This is a genomic window from Frankia sp. Mgl5 (genome assembly GCF_023242985.1).
GTDB classification, from domain to species: domain Bacteria; phylum Actinomycetota; class Actinomycetes; order Frankiales; family Frankiaceae; genus Parafrankia; species Parafrankia soli.
Genome location: NZ_JALKFY010000005.1, coordinates 40,571 through 58,607 on the forward strand (window position 1 = coordinate 40,571; position 18,037 = coordinate 58,607).

Sequence of the window (18,037 nt, forward strand, 5' to 3'; positions counted from 1 at the left end):
GCTCACACCGCCGGCAGGTCGAGTCCCAGCAGGCGGATGGCGTTGCCCCGCGCGATCTTCTCGATCGCGGCCGGGCCGAGGTGGCCGAACTGGCTGGCCGCCGCCTCCCGGGAGTGCGGCCAGGTGCTGTCCTGGTGCGGGTAGTCGGTCTCGAAGACCACGTTGTCCAGGCCGACCTGGTCGATCAGCCCGACCCCGACCGGGTCCTTGAAGAAGCAGCTGTAGACCTGCCGGCGGTAGTACGTCGACGGCAGCTCCGGGCAGTTGACCTGCCCGTGCGCCCAGCCACGGTGGGTGTGCCAGACGTCGTCCGCCCGGTCCAGCACGTAGGGGATCCAGCCGATCTGCGCCTCGGCGTACATGAGCTTCAGCCCCGGGAACCGATGCAGCACCCCGGAGAAGAGGTAGTCGGCGAGGCTCGCGGCGCTGTTTCCGAAGATGATCGTCGCGGCCACCGCCTCGGGCGCGTCGTCGGAGGTCTGCGGCGTCTTCGTGCCCGAGCCGATGTGCATGCAGACCACGGTGGACGTCTCCTCGCACGCGGCGAAGAACGGATCCCAGTAGCCCCCGTGGAGGCCGGGCAGCCCCAGGTATGCCGGGATCTCGGAGAACGCGACGGCCCGCACCCCCCGGGCCGCGTTGCGGCGCACCTCGGCCGCCGCCAGTTCGACGTCCCACAGCGGCACGATGCACAGCGGGATGAGCCGTGCACCCGACGGCCCGCACCACTCCTCGACCATCCAGTCGTTGTAGACCTGGACGGACAGCAGGGCGAGCTCACGGTCCGTGCCGCGTAGGAAGATCTGCCCGCAGAAACGTGGATAGTTCGGGAAGCAGAGCTGGGCCTGCACGCCGTTGAGGTCCATGTCGGCCAGGCGCTCGGCGGGCTGCCAGCATCCGGGGCGCATGTCCTCGAAGGTGATCGGTTTCATCGACACCTCGTCGGCGGGCACCCCGGCCGCGGCGACATAGCGCTTCAGCGAGGTCCACCTGTCCTCGTAGACCCACCAGGCTGCGTCCGGCCCCGTCGTGCCCGGCGACTCGACGTAGCCCGAGCCGACCAGCCTGACCTCGCCCGCCGGGGCGTGGACGATGCGCGGCCCCGCCTCCCGCAGGCGGGCCGGCAGCCGGCTCTCCCACAGGTGCGGCGGTTCGACGATGTGCGCGTCCAGGTCGACCAGCGGCGGGATCGCCGCGACGACCTCCGGTGCCACCGGGCTCTCCAGCACGTCCTCCACGATGTCCGCCTTCACTGGGCCCACCTCCGTCATCGGTCCCGGCCGGCACCGGGCTGGAACCTGCCCGCGAATCCGCAGTTAGCATAATATATACAAACGGAGGTGACGGAATGTTGCTGCATGACTCCGAGTCGGAGGCGCGGTTCCGTAAGGAGATTCGTGCCTGGGCCCGGGCGGCGGTGCCCCGGCTCGGCCCACCGCCGCCCGGGCGGGACTGGGCGGCCAGGCGGTCGTACGACAGCGCGTGGCAGCGCATGCCGGCCGACGCGTCGGGGGTCGTCGTCGACGAACCGGCCGGGACGGGCGACGGCCATCCCGGCGGGCCCGGCGCGGCCCGCGCGGTCGCCGACAGCCTGTGGAGCGCCTGATGACGATCTCGACACCCCGGCCCGAGAGCACCGCCGAGACCAGTGCCGAGGGCATACCCACCGCGGCGCCGGCCCCCGAGCCTGCCCCGGATGTCGCGGCGTATGTCGCGGCGGAGGTCGCGGCGGACGGCGAGGTGACGCTCGCGGTCACCGACGGCGTCGCCCGCGTCACGCTGAACCGCCCGGCCGCCGGTAACGCGCTGACGACCGGGCAGCGTGACGCCCTGCTCGGGTGGTTCGCCCGCTTCAACGCGGACCCGGCGGTGCGTGCCGTCGTCCTGGCCAGCACCGGCCGCTTCTTCTGCACCGGGGCGGACCTGCGCCAGCAGCGGTCGGGTCCGCCGCGTCCCGACGGCGCGCCGGAGAAGATCGTCGGTGACATCCGCCGGGCGATGTCCACCGGCGGGATCAACGTGGTGCACGCCATCCTCGACTGCGAGAAGCCGGTGATCGCTGCCGTGCAGGGCACCGCGGCCGGCATCGGGGCGCACCTGGCGCTCGCGTGCGACCTGGTCGTCGCGGCCCGGGAGGCGAAGTTCGTCGAGGTCTTCGCGCGCCGCGGGCTCGCGGTCGACGGCCTCGGCACGTGGCTGCTGCCGCGCCTGGTGGGGCTCGCCCGCGCCCGGGAGCTGGTCCTGCTCGCCGAGGACATCACCGCCGCGCGGGCGGTGGAGATCGGGCTCATCGCCCGCGCCGTGCCGGCCGAGGAGCTGGCCGCGACCGTCGACGAGCTCGCCGCGCGGATCGCCGCCGGGCCCACCCGCGCGCACGGCGCCAACAAGTGGCTGCTCAACAGATCCCTGGACACCGACCGGCGGACCCTGGCGCAGGAGGAGGCCTGGGTGGTGGAGGCACTGTCCTACAGCGTTGACGCCGACGAGGGCGTGCGGAGCTTCGTCGAGCGGCGGCCGACGAGGTTCCGCGGGTTCTGACCCGGCCGGGAAGCCGGGAAGCCGGGAAGCCGGAAATCGGGATGGCGGCGATGGCGGCGATGGCCGGGATGTCGGAGAAGGGACTCGTATGCGGATTCCGCACGATGCCAGCGGGCGGCCGTTGCGGCTGCGCACGATCGAGTGGGCCAGGCTGTTGCGCCCGCGGACCGTCGTCGTCGTCGGGGCCACCGACACCGAGGGCAGCCCGCAGCGCATGCAGTGGATCCAGGTCCGCGAGCGGCTGACCGCCCGCGGCGCCGAGGTGATCCCGGTCCATCCGCGCAAGGAGGAGATCCTCGGGGTCAGGGCGTACCCGTCGCTCGCCGCGGTCCCGGCCGACGTCGACGTCGCGGTCATCCTCGTCCGGGATCCCTTCCCCGCGCTCGAGGAGGCGGTGGCCCGCGGGGTCGGCTTCGCCATCGTGTTCTCGGCCGGCTTCGGCGAGCTGGGCACCGCGGAGGGCGACGCGGCCGAGGCGCGGCTGCGCGAGCTGGCCTCCGGGGCCATGCGGGTCATCGGGCCGAACACCAACCTGAACATCTTCGAGCCGTGGGCCACCGACAAGCCGGGCCGGCGCCTGGCGATCATCAGCCAGTCGGGGTACCAGGGACGCCCGATCACACAGGGCCAGGTGCTCGGCATCGGCATCCACACCTGGGCGACGCTGGGCAACGAGACCGACATGGAGTGGGGTGACTTCGCCGCCCACCTGGCGGCGCAGCCCGAGGTAGGGGCGATCGCCACCTACGTCGAGGGCTTCCAGGACGGCCGGACCTTCCAGCTCGCCGCGGACGCGGCCGCCCGGGCGGGCGTCCCGATCGTCTGCATCAAGGTCGGCCGCTCGGAGGCGGGGCGGGCGATGGCCGCCGCCCACACCGGGCACCTCACCGGTCCCGACGCCGTGCACGACGCGGTCTTCCGCCAGTACGGGCTGATCAGGGTGGACGACCTGGACGAGGCGATCGAGATCGCCGGGATGTTCTGCCACACCGAGAAGGTCCCCGGCGACGGCGGGGTGGCCGTCTACGCGATGTCCGGGGGGACGGCGTCCCACGTCGCCGACCTGTGTGGGGTCGCGGGGGTGCCGGTTCCCCGGTTCGACCAGGCCACCGTGGACGCGCTCGCCCCCTACGTGCCCTGGTACCTGCGCCGGGACAACCCCGTCGACTCCGGTGGGGTGATCACCGCCCGCCCCGAGAACCTGCACGTCCTGGAGATCATGCGGGCGGACCCGAACGTGGACGTCCTGTTCGCGCCGATCACCGGGGTCTTCCCGGGAATGAGCGACGCGCTCGCCGCCCAGCTCGTCGAGCTGCACCGCGCCGGCGGCAAACCGGTCGTGACCGCGTGGACGTCGCCGCTGCGCGAGGACGACGCCTACCGGGCCCTCTGCGCTGCGGGAGTCCCGCTGTTCCACTCGTTCACCGCCGCCGTGCGCGGCCTGGGCGAGCTGGGACGCTACTCGGCCTTCGCCCGGACCTACCGCAGCCCGTTCGACGCCGCCCCCACGACCGCGTCGCCGGTCGCCGTGCGGGCCCGCGCCCTGCTGCGGCCCGGGGCCGCGGTCAACGAGGTCGACGGCAAACGGCTGCTGGCGCTGTACGGCGTCCCGACGGTGCCCGAGCGCGTCGTGACCGGCGCGGCGGAGGCCGGACAGGCCGCCGGCGAGATCGGGTACCCGGTCGTGATGAAGATCCTCTCCGCCGACATCGCCCACAAGTCGGACCTGGGCCTGGTGCGGGTCGGGATCGCGGACGCGGCGGGCGCACGTGCGGCCTACGGCGAGCTGCTCGCCGCCGCGGCCGCCGCCGCCCCGGCCGCCGACCTCGAGGGGGTCGTCGTCCAACGCATGGTGGACAGTGCGGTCGCCGAGGTCATTCTCGGGCTGTCGCACCAGCGGCCGTTCGGCCCCACGATCACCTTCGGTCTGGGCGGTGTCCTCACCGAGGTCCTCTCCGACGTCGCGTTCGGAGTCCCGCCGTTCGACGAGGATGAGGCGCGCGCCATCGTCGGGCGCACGCGCGGCGCGCGGCTGCTCGCGGGGGTGCGCGGACGGCCGCCCGGTGACGTCGACGCCCTGGTGTCGACGATCATGAACATCCAGCGGCTCGCGGTGGACCTCGGTGACGCCATCAGTGAGCTGGACGTCAACCCGCTGCTCGTGCTGCCCGCCGGCCGGGGCGTCGTCGCCGTGGACGCGTTGGTCGTCGGCGCCTGACAGACTTCGTCGGCGACCCGGTCTCCCCGCGGCCCCGAGTGGTCCCGGCCCGACCCGGTCGCCCCACGCCCGACAACGAACGCCATCGTGAGAGGAGACCAGCATGTCCACTGCCCAGGACCGTGTCGCTGTAGTCACGGGGGCCGCTCGCGGCATCGGCGCCGCCACGGCGCGCCGGCTCGCCGCCGACGGAATGGCCGTGGCGGTGCTCGACCTGGAGGAGAGCGCGTCGAAGGACACCGTCGAGGCGATCATCTCCGCCGGCGGGACCGCGCTCGCCCTCGGCGTCGACGTGAGTGACGCCGAGCAGGTCACGGCCGCGGTGGAGCGGGTGGCCGCCGAGCTCGGCGGGCCCACCGTCCTGGTCAACAACGCCGGGATCACCCGTGACAACCTGCTGTTCAAGATGTCGGAGACCGACTGGGACCAGGTCATGGGGGTGCACCTGCGGGGCAGCTTCCTGATGACCCGCGCCGTGCAGAAGTACATGGTCGAGGCGGGCTTCGGGCGGATCGTGAACCTCTCGAGCACGTCGGCGCTGGGTAACCGCGGTCAGGCGAACTACTCGGCGGCGAAGGCCGGCCTGCAGGGATTCACCAAGACGGTGGCGATCGAGCTCGGGAAGTTCGGCGTCACCTGCAACGCCGTGGCACCCGGTCTGATCGCGACCGAGATGACCCGGGCGACGGCCGAGCGGCTCGGGCGGTCGTGGGACGAGTATGCCGCCGCCCGCGCGGCGCAGATCCCCGTGGCCAGGGTCGGTGAGCCCGAGGACATCGCCCATACCGTCTCGTTCCTGGCCAGCGAGGGCGCGGGATTCGTGTCCGGCCAGGTGATCTACGTCGCCGGTGGGCCGAAGGCGTGAACGATCCCAGGTGACCCGGCCCGCCTCGACGCGGAATGCGGGTCAGTTGTCGGGTCTTCCTCGTGGGGAACGCCCTGAATTCGGGTGCGGGAAAAAGGAATCCGGCTGGCCGCGGGCTTGACCATACATGTGTCTAACTATGTATGGTCTGCCCGGCCAGGTGGTGATCGAGACAGGCGTGGAGAAAACGGCGTAGGTCGCAGTCCTCACGTTGCCCGGTCGCCTCGTCCAGCAGGAGCGACTGAAGGAGCCGCACCATGTGTTCGGCCAACAGGGCGCGTTGCGTCACGTCGAGATGCCCGAGATCGACGGGCAGCCTGTTCAGCACGTCCAGGGTGAGTTCGGGCGCGTCCGGAGTGGTGATGAGAGCGTCGGCGCGCCCGGGCCGTGCGATGAACGAGAGCAGCGGATCCGTGGGCAGCATGCGCACGCAGTGCAGCATCGCCTCCACCAGCGCCTCGCGGGGATCGCTGAAATGGGTGAGGTGGGCGGCGAGCCGAGCGACGAGTGCCTCGGCTCGTTCGGCGGCCACCGCGGCGAACAGCGCGTCGCGCGAGGGGAAGTAACGGTAGACCGTCTGGCGGGTAATGCCGAGCCGGACAGCGACCTTTGCCAGATCGGCGCCGGCGTCGGGTGCCCGCAGGCATTCCACGGCGGCGGCGATGATCCGGGCGGTGGCTTCCGCGTCCGTCTCCGGAGGATCGCCACCCCAGCCGTGTGTGCGCATATCGCCCACTCTAACGGCAGCCGAATGTCGCCCGAGACCAGAGGCACGAGAAATCCGCTGTCGCCAGGAGGGCGATTTCGATGACCGAGCTGAAGATCCGCAGGCTGCCGTTCCAGTTCGACGAGACGGTGCCCTTCCAGTGGAACCCGTCGAACCCGGAGTTCGCGTTGGTGGCCAATGCGATCGGTGTGATCGCGGTGGCGTTCGAGAAGTACATCGTCTCGGTCGTCCGCCAGGCGCTGCCGAAACTGGGTGACCCCGAGGTCGCGGCCGAGGCCGAGGCCTTCCTCCGCCAGGAGGCGCAACACGCCCGCGCGCACCGGCTGCACCTCGATGCGCTCGTCGCCCGCCACCCGGGACTGCGCTCGACCATCAACGATGCGATCGCCAGCTACGACCGTCTGCTGGTACAGGAGTCGCTCGAGTTCCACGTCGCCTACATCGCCGACATCGAGGCCACCTTCACACCGCTGTTCAAGATGATGCTCGACAACCGGCAGGAGCTGTTCACGGCGGGTGACGCCCGGGTCGCGTCATTGTTCATGTGGCATTTCGTCGAGGAGATCGAGCACCGGGCTTCGGCGCTGATCGTCTATCACGGCATCGTCGACGACCCGCGCTACCGGCTGCGCGTCGTGCGCCGGGCGTTCGGCCACGTGCTCGGCGTCTACGGCGACATCATGGCCGGCTTCGAGGAGCACGTACCGGCCCAGGACCGACTGGTGGGGACCGCGGGCCTCGCTCCGCGGCGGATGTGGCTCCGCGAGGCCGGCGGACGGCTGCCGGCGGCCGGGCGGCGGAGAGCAGGACGGCGGGGGGCCGGGCGGCCCGCGGCTGGCGGTCCCCACCCGACAGCCTTCGCGGCGGTGTCCTCACGTGATCTTCTGACCACCCTGCGCGGCCTGCTGCGCTCGCAGCTCCCCAGCCACCAGCCGGCCCACGAGCCACTGCCGGCCTGGGCGGACACCTGGTTCGAGGCCTACGACGGGGGGGCGGACATGACCCGGTTCGTCGGCGCGGCGCCGGTGAGCGCGCCATGAGTGCTCCCTGCGACGACGCCTTCCGCGCGACCGCGGACACCCTGGGCGGCATCTCCTGCGAGCGGGCTGATCCGATCGGGACCCTGCGCTCGCCCGGTGGGCTGGAGAACTGGACCCTGCCCGTCGTCGAGACGGTCATGATCGGTGGTGCGCTGCTGGCCCTCGCGTTCGCGTTCCGGCTGTGGCGGCGGACCGGGAACCCGGCGTGGCTGGGTCTGTGGTGCGCGGCCGTCGTCTACGCGCTGGTCCTCGAACCGCCGCTGTACTTCCCGGAACAGTTCGGGTTCGGTGACCATCTCGACGTGATCTTCGTGCACAACGTGTTCACCGTGCAGTTCCTGTACGACCGGATGCCCCTCTACATCGTCGCCCTGTATCCAGCGATGATCTTCCTGTCCTGTGTCGTGGTCGCCGCGCTCGGGGTCTTCGAGCGGTCGGGCGCGCCGGTCGCCGCCCTCAGCGTCGGATTCGTCCACCACTGCTTCTACGAGGTCTTCGACCACCTGGGGCCGCAGCTGCGCTGGTGGGCGTGGAATCCGGAGGCCGCCACGAACCGGCCGGCGCTCGGCTCGGTGCCGCTCTCGAGCGTGATCCTGTTCGGGCTCGTCGGCCCGGCGCTGCTCGCACTGCTGTGGCGACTGCTCGTCGCCGAACCCGCGGGGAGCGGGCGCGCGCGGGGTGGGCGGACGGTGCTGCGCACCGTCGGGGTCGGCGTCCTCACGCCCGCTCTGCTGCCCGTCGCCGGGGTGCCGCTGTCCTACCTGACGCTGGTGGAGCACCCGAACCGGACTGTCATGGCGGCGGTGCTGTACGCCGCTGTCGCCGCCGCGGCGGTGGTCACCGTCCCCGTCCTCGCGGGCCGTGGCGCGCGGTCCGCTAGGTCCGACGGCCGCGTGTCGCCGGCCCGGTCGGCGGCCCCGTCCGAGGGCCCGGGTCGCGGTGAGGGCCTCCTCGGCGCCTACGCCGTCGGGCACGGCGTGGTGTACCTGGCGGTGTTCCTCGGCCTGTGGCTGGTGGCCCTGCCGGACGTGGTCACGGCGCGGGGCGGCATGACCGACGACGGCGCTCCGGTCGGCAACCCGGTCTATGCCGCGGTCTGTGCCGTGGTGTGCGGGTGGCTGCTGGTCCGCGTCGCCCGTCGCGGTGGGGGGCCGGTGCCCGACTGCGCCCTCAGGCGGGGATCAGCCGGACGGGCATGGCGGTGACACCGTTGACGAAGTTGGAACGCAGCCTGCTGGGCGGGCCGAGGGGCTCCACCCGGCGGACGCGGGCCGCCAGCGTCCGGTACATCAGCTCGATCTCGAGCATCGCGAGATGGCGGCCGAGGCAGAAGTGCGGGCCACCGCCGCCGAACCCGACCTGCGGGTTGGGGCTGCGCCCGATGTCGAAGGTGAACGGGTCGCCGAACACGGTCTCGTCGAAGTTGGCGGAGGCGTAGAACATCACGACCTTGTCGTTCTCGCGGATGAGCTGGCCGCCGAGCTCGACGTCCCGGGTGGCGGTGCGGCGGAAGCCGTTGACCGGGCTGACCCAGCGCACGATCTCGTCGGCGGCCGTCGTCGCGAGGTCGGGGTCGGCCCGGAGGCGTTCCCACTGCTCGGGATGGTCGATCATGGCCTGCATCCCACCCGCGATGGCGTTGCGCGTGGTCTCGTTGCCGGCGAACATCAGCAGCAGGAAGAACAGGTCGAACTCCAGCTCGGAGAGCTCGCCGCCGTGCTCGTCCGGGACGATCAACCGGCTGATGATGTCGTCGGCCGGGCACGCGCGCTTGCTGGCCCCGAGATCGTTGGCGTACTGGTAGGCCTCCATGGCGGCGATCGCCGGATCGCCGTCCTTGTCGAGCCGCAGGTCGGTCGCGGCGGCGAGCCGGTTCGACCAGTCGAAGAGCTTGTACCGGTCCTCGACCGGGACGCCCATCAGCTCGGCGATCACGATCAGCGGAAGATCGGCGGCACACAGCTCGACGAAGTCGCCGCTGCCGGCGGCGAGCGCCTCGGTCACGATGGTCTCGCAGGCGTCCTGCAGGTGTTCGCGCATGCGAGAGATCATTTTCGGTGTGAACCCGCGGTTGACGAGGCTGCGGAGCTGGTTGTGCTCCGGCGGGTCCATGTTGAGCATCATCAGTCGCTGCTGGGCGCGCTCCTCCTCGGGCATCTCGGCGAGGATGGCGGTGCACCGGCTCGAGGAGAAGACCTCCGGGGTGCGCGAGACGCGCACGACGTCGGCGTGCCGGGTGACGGCCCAGAACCCGTCCGGCTGCTGGTGGTCCGGGTGCCGGAAGACCGGCGCCTGGGCGCGCAGCACCCGGAAATCCTGGTGGGGGATGCCGGCCTGGTAACGGTCGGGGTCGTAGACATCGATCGTCGCGAGCGACATGCGGTCCTCCGAACGGCGAACAGTGCCGACTGGCTCCACCGACTCCGGCGCGCCCCGAGCGTGTGACGTCGGCGTGTCGAGCAAGGGCGATGGTGTGCGCCTCATCTTTACAGTTCTTTCATTAATTGACAAGAATGTATACCTCGGGACGTCCCGTTGTGGCGGGCCGCGGTGGTCGCGGCCGAGGGGCTGGCGACCGTTGCCTGCCGCCGATGAAGGGAATACTTTATGCACTATCTGATCTCGACGGCGGTCCGGGTCGCCGGTCACCGGGCCCGCGGCACGACCAGTGCCCACGGGCCGGCGAATGTCCACGGCACGGCCAGGTGTTCGGGAGGAACGTGGTGAGCGCGCGTGTGGGGCTGTTCATCGACGGGCGATGGCAACCGCCCGCTGGGCCGGACCTGATCGAGGTCATCTCGTCGGCGACCGAGCAGGTCGAGGGAGGTACGAGGTGACGGCGCGCAGGCAGGCCGACATGCTGACCGAGCTGGGTTTCTACGCTCTCGCGGGACACAGCTCCAACCCGCGCGACCTGGTCGACGAGGTGCGCGCCGCCGAGGACCTCGGTCTGGGCGCGACGTTCGTGTCCGAAAGGTTCAGCACCAAGGACGCGGCCACGCTCGTCGGGGCGGCCGGCGCGGTCAGTGAGTCGATCGGGATCGCCACCGGGGCGACGAACCACAACACCCGGCACCCCATCGTCACCGCCACCGTCGCCAGCACCGCGCACCGGCTGACCGGGGGCAGGTTCGCTCTCGGGCTCGGCCGCGGCTTCGACCGGCTGTTCACCGCGTTCGGCCTCGCCCCGGTCACCAGCGCGCAGCTCGAGGACTTCGTCGGGCTGATGCGCCGGCTGTGGCGCGGCGAGATGGTGCTCGGGCACGACGGGCCGGCCGGCACCTACCCGTACCTGCACCAGGACGCCGACTTCGACGAGGACATCCCGGTGATGCTCGCCGCGCTCGGGCCGCGCTCGCTGGAGCTGGCCGGTCGGTGCATGGACGGCGTCATCCTGCACACCTTCTACTCGGACGCCGCCGTCGCGGCCGCGCTGGAGGCCGTCGCACGCGGTGCGAAGGCGGCCGGTCGCGATCCGGCGAGTGTGCGGGTCTGGTCGGTGCTCGCCACCGTCTCGGACGAGGTTCCCGAGGACCTCCGGTTACTCAAGACCGTCGGGCGGCTCGGCTCCTACCTGCAGGGGTACGGCGACCTGCTGGTCCGGGTCAACGGCTGGGACCCGGCGGTGCTCGCCCGGTTCCGGGCCGACGAGGTGGTGGGGGCCGTCAGGGGCGGGATCGACGCCAAGGCGACGACGGCGCAGCTCGAGCACATCGCCACGCTCATCCCGCCCGAGTGGCTGGCGACCAGCGCGACCGGCAGCCCCGAGCGGTGCGCCGCCGCCGTCGCGGCCCAGTTCGACCTGGGGGTGACCGGAGTGATCATGCACGGGGCGACGCCCGCCGAGCTCGCCCCCGTGGTGGCGGCCTATCGGAAGATCAGACCGCCCGCGCTGCCCGCGCTGCCCGCGAACCCGGGCCGGTCGGCGTGAGCATCCCCGACCCGGGGAACCGGCGCGCTCCCGGCGAGGGTGCGGACATCCCGGCGATCGGCGACCCGGCGCACGTCGTCGACGCCGCGCTGACCTGCCGGTGGGAGAGCCGCTGCCAGTCGCCGTACTCGCTCGTCCACGGGGACTACCGGCTGGACAACCTGATGTTCCCGCCGGACGGCTCCGGGGTCTGCGCCGTCGACTGGCAGACGATCATCATCGGGCTGCCGGCGCGGGACCTCGCCTACTTCCTAGCCACGGCGCTGCCGCCAAGCCTGCGCCGGGCCGAGGAGGTCCCGATCGTCTCCGCCTACCACGGCCGGCTCGTCGAGCTGGGCGTGCGCGGCTACTCGGCGCGGGAGTGCTTCGCCGACTACCGGCGCGGCATGCTGCACGGACCGCTGATCACGGTGCTCGGCTGCATGTACGCCACCGCGTTGCGCTCGGCGGACTCGGACCGGATGTTCCTGTCGATGGCGCGGGGCTGCTGCGCCGCGATCCGCGACCTCGGGTCACTCGACCTGGTGGAGAACTCGTGACCGGCGGAGAAGTCGTGGCCGGCGGAGAAGTTCTGACCGGCGGCCCCGTCCCGGCGGCGCGGCCTCGTGGTGCGCCGGACGGGACGGGACGTGAGGTCAGCGTCGCTGGAACACCGCGGGGCGCTTCTGCGCGAAGGCCAGCGGGCCCTCCTTGGCGTCCTCGGACCGGAACACCGCCTCGGCGTACGGCTTCTCGTGCGCGAAGGCCTCGCTCTCCGACAGCCCCGCGGTCTCCCGGAGGGTCCGCAGGACGGCCTCCACGGCCAGCGGGCCGTTCTGGGCGATCACCCCCGCGATCTCGAGTGCCTTCGTGAGGGTCTCGCCGGCGGGGACGACGTGGCCGACCAGACCGGTGCGCAGCGCCTCGGGCGCGCTCATGTGCCGGCCGGTCAGGAGCAGGTCCGCGGCGACAGTGTAGGGAACCTGCCGGGGGAGCCGGACCACCCCGCCGCCGTTGGGGTAGAGCGACCAGCGCACCTCCGAGAGCCCGAACCTGGCGTCCTCGGCAGCGACCCTGATGTCGGTGGCCAGCAACAGCTCCGCGCCGCCGGCGATCGCGCTCCCCTCGACGGCCGCGACGACCGGCTTGCGTGGCCGGGAGGTCTTCAGCAGGCCCTTGTACGCGAGGTCGGGATCGGCGGCGAAGCGCCGCCCGGTCTCCGCCCGGTCCTCCTCACGCTCGTCGGAGTCGCCGGCCATCGCGCGCAGGTCCATGCCGGAGCAGAACGTCCCGCCGGCACCGGTCACGACGATCACGCGGACGTCGGGCTCCTCGTCCGCCCGGACCCAGGCGTCGGCGAGCAGCCGGAGCGAGGTGAGGGTGAGCGCGTTGCGCCGACGCGGTCGGTTGAGCGTGATCGTCAGGACGGGGCCGTCCTGCTCCACCAGAACCTGTTCTGCCAGAACCTGGGACATGGTTCGCTCCGAATCGGTGCGCGGGCCTTCGCCGCGGGAGGTGGGCTGGGCCGGCCGGAGGGGAGCTCGTCGGGCGATGCGGGACCTTCTCGCGCCGGCGAATTTAGGCTACCATCTGTTGCGGATTACCGGTCGGAGTCGTTACGGTCGCGGTGTCCCAGCGGTTTCCCGGCGGAGGCGTCGAGAGACCCGAGGCCTGGCGCGGCGCCTGAGGAAGCCCGCCCGCCTCCCGTGGCTCTCCGGCTTCTGGCGCACTTCCGCTGCCTCATGCCTTGCGCCTTTCCCGCGCCTTTCCCGCGCTGTTCCCCGCGCGGCGGTGCCGACTCAGGTCCCAGACGTTGGAGGTCCCGACGATGTATCCGGGTACGCACGCCGCCACGCATCCCGACAGGGCCGCCGTTGTCATGGCCGTCTCGGGTGAGCGGGTCAGCTATCGCGAGCTCGACGAGCGCTCCGTCCGCCTCGCCCGCCTGCTCGACGAACGCGGCGTCGGGCCGGGGGAGACGGTCGCGATCGTGGCGGAGAACCACCCGCGCTACTTCGAGGTCGTCTGGGCCGTGCTGCGGTCGGGGCGCTACCTGACGGCGGTGAACTGGCATCTCGCGCCGAGCGAGGCCGCCTACCTGGTGAACGACTCCGAGGCCGGGGCGCTGGTGACCACGAAGCGGTTCGCGGAGCTGGCGAAGGGGATCGTCGCCGAGCTGCCCGGTGCCGCCACGCGGCTGATGATGGACGGCGTCGAGGAGGGCTTCGAGCCCTACGAGAGCACCGTCGCCGGCCACAGCGCCGAGCCGCTCGCGCGCCAGCCGCGGGGCGAGATGATGCTGTACTCGTCGGGGACGACGGGCCGGCCGAAGGGCATCCGGCGCCGGCTGAGCGGCGACCCGGTCGACGCTCCGTCCGGCGGGGGCGTCTCCATGATGGAGCGGCTGCTGTTCCGGATGGACGCCGAGAGCGTCTATCTCTGCCCGACGCCGCTGTACCACGCGGCCGGCCTGCAGTGGTCGGCCGGCGTGCACGAGCTGGGTGGAACGCTGGTCATCATGGAGAAGTTCGACGCCGAGGGCATGCTGGCCGTCGTCGAGCGGCACCGGGTGACCCATGTGCAGGTTGTGCCGACCATGCTCGTCCGGCTCCTGAAGCTGCCTGCGGACGTCCGCGCGAAGTACGACCTCTCGACACTGCGGTGTGTGGTGCACGCCGCCGGGCCGTGCCCCGTGGAGGTCAAGCGGCGGATGATCGACTGGCTGGGCCCGATCGTCGACGAGTACTACGCCGGCACCGAGGGCTGCGGGCTGACCTACATCGGCGCCGCCGACTGGCTGGCGCACCCCGGATCGGTGGGCCGGCCCCTGGTCGGCATCCCGCACATCTGCGACGACGAGGGTCGGGAGCTGGGGCCGGGGGAGGCCGGGCTGCTCTATTTCGAGCGGGACGAGGCGCCGTTCGAGTACCACCGCGACCCGGAGAAGACCCGCGAGAGCCGGCACCCGCTCCACCCGAACTGGACGACCTGCGGCGACATGGGCTACCTCGACCCGGACGGCTACCTGTACCTGACCGACCGGAAGAGTTTCACGATCATCTCGGGGGGCGTCAACATCTACCCCGCGGAGATCGAGGCGGCGCTGGTCATGCACCCGCTCGTCGCGGACGTGGCGGTGTTCGGCCTGCCGGACCCGGAGATGGGCGAGTACGTGCACGCGGTGGTGCAGCCCGCCGACGGCGTGGACGGTTCGCCCGAGCTCGCCGAGGACCTGCGCTCACACCTGCGCGGGCAGCTCGCCGGCTACAAGGTGCCCCGGGTGGTCGTGTTCCGCGCCGAGCTGCCGCGGATGCCCACCGGGAAGCTCGCCAAGGGGGCGCTGCGATCGGAGTACCTGACAGCGGCAGACTGACCGCCGCCGCCCGATCCCCGGCGCTGGCGGGGATCGGGCGGCCAGGCGGGAGGTTCGTCAGACGACCTCGATGATCATTGCGGCTCCCATGCCGCCGCCGGCGCACATGGCGACGCAGCCGAGCGATCCGCCCCGGCGGCGCAGTTCGTTGACCATGGTGACGACCATCCTGGCGCCGGTGGCGGCGATCGGGTGGCCGAGACTGGCGCCACTGCCGTTGACGTTGACGATCCCGGGATCGATCCCCAGCGATCGGACGGCCGCGACCGGTACCGAGCAGAAGGCCTCGTTGATCTCGAAGAGGTCGACGTCGCCGATCGTGAGACCGGCCCGGTCCAGCGCCTTGGGGATGGCGCGGGTCGGTGCCAGGCCCGTCAGGGCCGGGTCGATGCCGGCCGTCGCCCAGGCCCGGACGCTGGCCAGTGCAGTGAGCCCGTGCGTGGCGGCATAGGCGTCGCTGGTCAGGGTCAGCGCGGCCGCGGCGTCGTTGAGGCCGGCCGAGTTGGCGGCGGTCACGGTCGCGCCCGGATGGTCGGGGCGCAGCAGGGGGAGCGCGGCGAGCTTCTCGAGGGTGGTGCCGCGGCGCGGGTGCTCGTCGGTGTCAAAGCGGATCTTCGTCCCGTCAGGACGGACGACGTCGAGCGGGACGATCTCCTCGACGAACGCGCCGGAGTCGATGGACGCCAGCGCCCGGTCCTGGGTGTAGACCGTCCACTCGTCGACGTCGTGCCGGGTCAGCCCCGCCGCGCGCGCGGTGTTCTCGCCGACGGTGATCGCCATGTCGAACGCGGGCGCCTGCGGGGTCTCCGGGTGCGGGGCCGACATCCATGTCCGGTAGGTGCCCTCGCCGTCCCGTTTCGAGCCCAGGATCTGGTTACTGAGGCTCTCGGTGCCGCCCGCGACGACCACGTGCTCCATACCCGCGCGGATGCCGGCGGCGGCGACAGCCACCGCTGACAGCCCGCCCGCGCAGTGCCGGTTCGCGGCCAGGCCGGAGACGTCGTGCAGCCCGAGGCGGACGGCGACGTTGCGGGCGATCACCCCGCCGCCCTGGTAGGCCTCGGCGAGGATCAGGTCGTCCACGTCGCCGGCGGGTACCCCGGCGCGTTCCAGCGCGGCGGGGACGACGGCCTCGGCGAGGTCGAAGGCGTCCAGCCCGACGAGGGTGCCCTTGCGGGCGCGTCCGATCGCGGTGCGCGCGGTCGAGACGATGACTGCGTCGATCATGACCATCTCCTGGCGACGGTGGCCCCACGCCGCGCGGCCCCGCGCCGCCGGGCGACCCGGGGCCGCGCGGCGCGCGGGCTGTTCGGGGTGGAAGCGGGTGCCGGCGTCGATCCGGATGACCTCCGCGCTCCGCGGCGGGCGGCTGATCTCCCCGCACGCTACCGCCGACCCGAGAATTTACGCAACAGATTGATGCATCTGGGTGTGCGTGCCTAGCTGGGTGGCCGGTTGTCCGCCCTGCCGTCCGTCGGGCGGGTGGTCTTCCCGGCAGCGGGTCCGACGCCGGCCGCGGCTCTGATCATGGTTGCCAGTCGGCGCATGAACTCCTCGTCGACCGGCTCGTTGATCACGCACACGCGGGTGATCAGGGTGGAGAGCATGCACTCGGCGAGCATGGAGACGTCGGCCCCGGGATCGATCTCGCCCCGCTCGACCGCGCGCCGGAACGGGGTGAGGACGAAGGTCATGTCGCGCCGGGCGGATTCCTGCAGGCCCGCGCGCAGCCGGTCGTCGTTCGCGGTCACCCGGGTCTTGAGCAGGGCCAGGGTGGTGGGGTGGTTGAAGACCTTGAGCAGGCCCTCGCAGAGCTTGTCGAGGTCCTGGTCCCAGCTGCCCTCGTCCGGGCGCGGCAGCGCCGCCGACTCCGCGGCGACGAGCACGTCCCGGACGAGGTCCGCCTTGCTGGCCCACTGCCGGTAGAGCGTGGTCTTGTGAACTCCCGCGGCCGTGGCGACGTCCTCGATGCGCAGCGCCTCGTAGCCGACGCTGCCGAGCTGGGAGCGGACAGCGGCGAAGACGTCCCGGCGGACGCGCTCGGTCAGGCCGCGAGGCCGGCCCCGGCCGCGCCGTGCCTCCGCGCGTCGGTCGCCTTCTGTGTCGAACCCCGTCTCCGCCATGTCCACTCCGCCTGCCCGGCACACCCGCGGCACGCCCGGCGCGCCCGCGCCGGGTGGGTGGGGTGATCGGCCGCCGTGGGGATCCTATCCGGGCGCCTGCCAGGTCGGAGCCGTCGACGGACCCGCGCCTGGGCGGGGGCGGAAGCTCGTCCGGTCGCCACCCCGACCGTTTATATGCTACAACAGGTTGCGTGAAGTCCGGAGGGCGCGCCGGATCCTCCTGGCGGCCCCCGTGATGTTTCCGGGCCGGCGCGTCCCCGCCCGCCCGGGCGTGAGCCGAAGTCCTGGCCGGCGGTGGGAATGACCGCAGGGCATCTCCCGCCGACGTCGAAGGGATCCGCGATGTCGTTCCCGCTGGGAACTCCCGTCATCGACACGATGATCTCGTTCCCCACGCCGGACTCGTCGCAGTACGACTTCATCCGCCGGCAGCTCAAGGACTCGTCGAAGTCCTTCGAGTTCCCGGCCGAGTACATGTTCAGAAGCGTTCCGCACGACCTCCCGACCGACGACCCGGTCAGCGTGACCCTGCACGAGATGGACCGGTTCAACATCGAGAAGGGTCTCGTCGGCTGCCGCGGCGGCGCGGCGCGGCTCGCCCTGCGGAAGTTCCCGGACAGGTTCGTCGCGAGCACGTCGATCGGTAACCCGTCCGACGTCATGGGCAGCGTCCGCGGTCTCGTCGAGGACTACGAGACCTACGGGGTGCGGGCGGCCGACGTCTTCCCGGCGGGTACCTTCCCGCAGGTCGCGATCGACGACGCGAAGATGTACCCGATCTATGCCAAGTGCGTGGAACTGGGGATTCCCATCTTCGTGTGCGCAGGCGTTCCCGGCCCGCGGCTGCCGTTCGCCCCGCAGAAGGTCGAGCTGATCGACCAGGTGATGTTCGACTTCCCCGACCTGGTCCTCGTCACCCGGCACGGCTGTGAGCCGTGGACCGACCTGGCGGTGAAGCTGCTGCTCAAGTGGCCCAACCTGTACTACTCGACGTCGGCGTTCGCGCCCCGGTACTACCCCCGCGAGATCGTCGAGTTCGCCAACACCCGCGGCGCGGACAAAGTCATCTACGGCGGCTACTTCCCGATGGGGCTCACCCTCGACCGGATCATGAAGGACATGCAGGACGTCCCGTTCCGGGACCACGTCTGGTCGAGGTTCCTGCACGAGAACGCCCGCCGCGTGCTGCGCCTCGACGAGTGAAGCGCCTGGACGAGTGAAGCACCCTGACGACGGGCCGCCC

16 protein-coding genes are annotated in these 18,037 nt (G+C 71.8%); 10 read left to right on the forward strand and 6 right to left on the reverse strand.

Annotation, left to right across the window (positions count from 1 at the left end; genetic code table 11):
• Positions 1-2: 2 nt before the first annotated feature.
• A complete protein-coding gene (locus MXD62_RS03765; protein WP_248828020.1) occupies positions 3-1,253 on the reverse strand; it encodes an amidohydrolase family protein in 1,251 nt (416 codons plus the stop codon).
• 95 nt (positions 1,254-1,348) lie between these two features.
• On the opposite strand from MXD62_RS03765, the gene MXD62_RS03770 reads away from it, so the two are divergent.
• The 4 genes from MXD62_RS03770 to fabG all read left to right on the forward strand — a co-directional run bounded on the left by MXD62_RS03770 (position 1,349) and on the right by fabG (position 5,621).
• The gene (locus MXD62_RS03770; RefSeq protein WP_248828021.1) at positions 1,349-1,606 is read left to right on the forward strand and encodes a hypothetical protein; all 258 of its coding nucleotides are present in this window, start codon (positions 1,349-1,351) and stop codon (positions 1,604-1,606) included.
• Entirely contained in the window at positions 1,606-2,538 is a 933-nt protein-coding gene (locus MXD62_RS03775) for an enoyl-CoA hydratase/isomerase family protein (protein ID WP_248828022.1), read from the forward strand. The genes MXD62_RS03770 and MXD62_RS03775 overlap by 1 nt, the downstream gene beginning before the upstream one ends.
• Before the next feature lie 88 nt (positions 2,539-2,626).
• On the forward strand, positions 2,627-4,756 hold the full coding sequence (locus MXD62_RS03780) for an acetate--CoA ligase family protein (RefSeq protein ID WP_248828023.1): 2,130 nt from the start codon (positions 2,627-2,629) through the stop codon (positions 4,754-4,756).
• Between the two features lie 103 nt (positions 4,757-4,859).
• Positions 4,860-5,621 carry a 3-oxoacyl-ACP reductase FabG gene (gene fabG / locus MXD62_RS03785; RefSeq protein WP_248828024.1) on the forward strand — a complete coding sequence of 254 codons (762 nt, stop codon included), beginning with the start codon at positions 4,860-4,862 and terminating at the stop codon, positions 5,619-5,621.
• Between the two features lie 133 nt (positions 5,622-5,754).
• Here the strand turns inward: fabG and MXD62_RS03790 are convergent, their stop codons facing one another.
• Positions 5,755-6,348: a TetR/AcrR family transcriptional regulator gene (locus MXD62_RS03790; RefSeq protein ID WP_248828025.1), complete on the reverse strand. Its 594-nt coding sequence runs from the start codon at positions 6,346-6,348 to the stop codon at positions 5,755-5,757.
• 80 nt (positions 6,349-6,428) lie between these two features.
• On the opposite strand from MXD62_RS03790, the gene MXD62_RS03795 reads away from it, so the two are divergent.
• Positions 6,429-7,388, forward strand: a complete 960-nt coding sequence (locus MXD62_RS03795) for a metal-dependent hydrolase (protein ID WP_248828026.1) — start codon at positions 6,429-6,431, stop codon at positions 7,386-7,388.
• Entirely contained in the window at positions 7,385-8,593 is a 1,209-nt protein-coding gene (locus MXD62_RS03800; protein WP_248828027.1) for a hypothetical protein, read from the forward strand. Before MXD62_RS03795 ends, MXD62_RS03800 begins: the two co-directional genes overlap by 4 nt.
• Here MXD62_RS03800 and MXD62_RS03805 read toward each other — a convergent pair.
• Positions 8,559-9,767, reverse strand: a complete 1,209-nt coding sequence (locus MXD62_RS03805; protein WP_248828028.1) for a cytochrome P450 — start codon at positions 9,765-9,767, stop codon at positions 8,559-8,561. The genes MXD62_RS03800 and MXD62_RS03805 overlap by 35 nt on opposite strands.
• Before the next feature lie 478 nt (positions 9,768-10,245).
• Here MXD62_RS03805 and MXD62_RS03810 point away from each other — a divergent pair, with 478 nt between their 5' ends.
• Together MXD62_RS03810 and MXD62_RS03815 are read left to right on the forward strand one after the other, a co-directional pair.
• Entirely contained in the window at positions 10,246-11,319 is a 1,074-nt protein-coding gene (locus tag MXD62_RS03810; RefSeq protein WP_248828119.1) for a TIGR03857 family LLM class F420-dependent oxidoreductase, read from the forward strand.
• Positions 11,316-11,858 (forward strand): ecdysteroid 22-kinase family protein, encoded by a 543-nt coding sequence (locus MXD62_RS03815; protein ID WP_248828029.1) that lies wholly within the window; start codon positions 11,316-11,318, stop codon positions 11,856-11,858. Before MXD62_RS03810 ends, MXD62_RS03815 begins: the two co-directional genes overlap by 4 nt.
• Positions 11,859-11,954: 96 nt before the next feature.
• On the opposite strand, the gene MXD62_RS03820 is transcribed toward MXD62_RS03815, so the two are convergent.
• Positions 11,955-12,773, reverse strand: a complete 819-nt coding sequence (locus MXD62_RS03820; protein WP_248828030.1) for a crotonase/enoyl-CoA hydratase family protein — start codon at positions 12,771-12,773, stop codon at positions 11,955-11,957.
• A gap of 353 nt (positions 12,774-13,126) precedes the next feature.
• On the opposite strand from MXD62_RS03820, the gene MXD62_RS03825 reads away from it, so the two are divergent.
• Positions 13,127-14,671 carry an acyl-CoA synthetase gene (locus MXD62_RS03825; RefSeq protein WP_248828031.1) on the forward strand — a complete coding sequence of 515 codons (1,545 nt, stop codon included), beginning with the start codon at positions 13,127-13,129 and terminating at the stop codon, positions 14,669-14,671.
• Positions 14,672-14,728: 57 nt separating this feature from the next.
• Here MXD62_RS03825 and MXD62_RS03830 read toward each other — a convergent pair whose 3' ends face one another.
• A complete protein-coding gene (locus MXD62_RS03830) occupies positions 14,729-15,898 on the reverse strand; it encodes a thiolase family protein (RefSeq protein WP_248828032.1) in 1,170 nt (389 codons plus the stop codon).
• A gap of 212 nt (positions 15,899-16,110) precedes the next feature.
• Positions 16,111-16,794: a TetR/AcrR family transcriptional regulator gene (locus tag MXD62_RS03835; RefSeq protein ID WP_248828033.1), complete on the reverse strand. Its 684-nt coding sequence runs from the start codon at positions 16,792-16,794 to the stop codon at positions 16,111-16,113.
• A gap of 342 nt (positions 16,795-17,136) precedes the next feature.
• On the opposite strand from MXD62_RS03835, the gene MXD62_RS03840 reads away from it, so the two are divergent.
• On the forward strand, positions 17,137-17,997 hold the full coding sequence (locus tag MXD62_RS03840) for an amidohydrolase family protein (RefSeq protein ID WP_248828034.1): 861 nt from the start codon (positions 17,137-17,139) through the stop codon (positions 17,995-17,997).
• Positions 17,998-18,037 lie beyond the last annotated feature (40 nt).

Excerpts from the sequence above, each read along its gene's own strand:
- MXD62_RS03775 (WP_248828022.1), top strand. The coding sequence starts at position 1,606 with ATGACGATCTCGACACCCCGGCCCGAGAGCACCGCCGAGACCAGTGCC.
- MXD62_RS03835 (WP_248828033.1), bottom strand. The coding sequence starts at position 16,794 with ATGGCGGAGACGGGGTTCGACACAGAAGGCGACCGACGCGCGGAGGCA.
- MXD62_RS03780 (WP_248828023.1), top strand. The coding sequence starts at position 2,627 with ATGCGGATTCCGCACGATGCCAGCGGGCGGCCGTTGCGGCTGCGCACG.
- MXD62_RS03800 (WP_248828027.1), top strand. The coding sequence starts at position 7,385 with ATGAGTGCTCCCTGCGACGACGCCTTCCGCGCGACCGCGGACACCCTG.
- MXD62_RS03810 (WP_248828119.1), top strand. The coding sequence starts at position 10,246 with ATGCTGACCGAGCTGGGTTTCTACGCTCTCGCGGGACACAGCTCCAAC.
- MXD62_RS03820 (WP_248828030.1), bottom strand. The coding sequence starts at position 12,773 with ATGTCCCAGGTTCTGGCAGAACAGGTTCTGGTGGAGCAGGACGGCCCC.
- MXD62_RS03795 (WP_248828026.1), top strand. The coding sequence starts at position 6,429 with ATGACCGAGCTGAAGATCCGCAGGCTGCCGTTCCAGTTCGACGAGACG.
- MXD62_RS03840 (WP_248828034.1), top strand. The coding sequence starts at position 17,137 with ATGTCGTTCCCGCTGGGAACTCCCGTCATCGACACGATGATCTCGTTC.
- MXD62_RS03825 (WP_248828031.1), top strand. The coding sequence starts at position 13,127 with ATGTATCCGGGTACGCACGCCGCCACGCATCCCGACAGGGCCGCCGTT.
- MXD62_RS03790 (WP_248828025.1), bottom strand. The coding sequence starts at position 6,348 with ATGCGCACACACGGCTGGGGTGGCGATCCTCCGGAGACGGACGCGGAA.
- MXD62_RS03830 (WP_248828032.1), bottom strand. The coding sequence starts at position 15,898 with ATGATCGACGCAGTCATCGTCTCGACCGCGCGCACCGCGATCGGACGC.
- fabG (WP_248828024.1), top strand. The coding sequence starts at position 4,860 with ATGTCCACTGCCCAGGACCGTGTCGCTGTAGTCACGGGGGCCGCTCGC.
- MXD62_RS03770 (WP_248828021.1), top strand. The coding sequence starts at position 1,349 with ATGTTGCTGCATGACTCCGAGTCGGAGGCGCGGTTCCGTAAGGAGATT.
- MXD62_RS03805 (WP_248828028.1), bottom strand. The coding sequence starts at position 9,767 with ATGTCGCTCGCGACGATCGATGTCTACGACCCCGACCGTTACCAGGCC.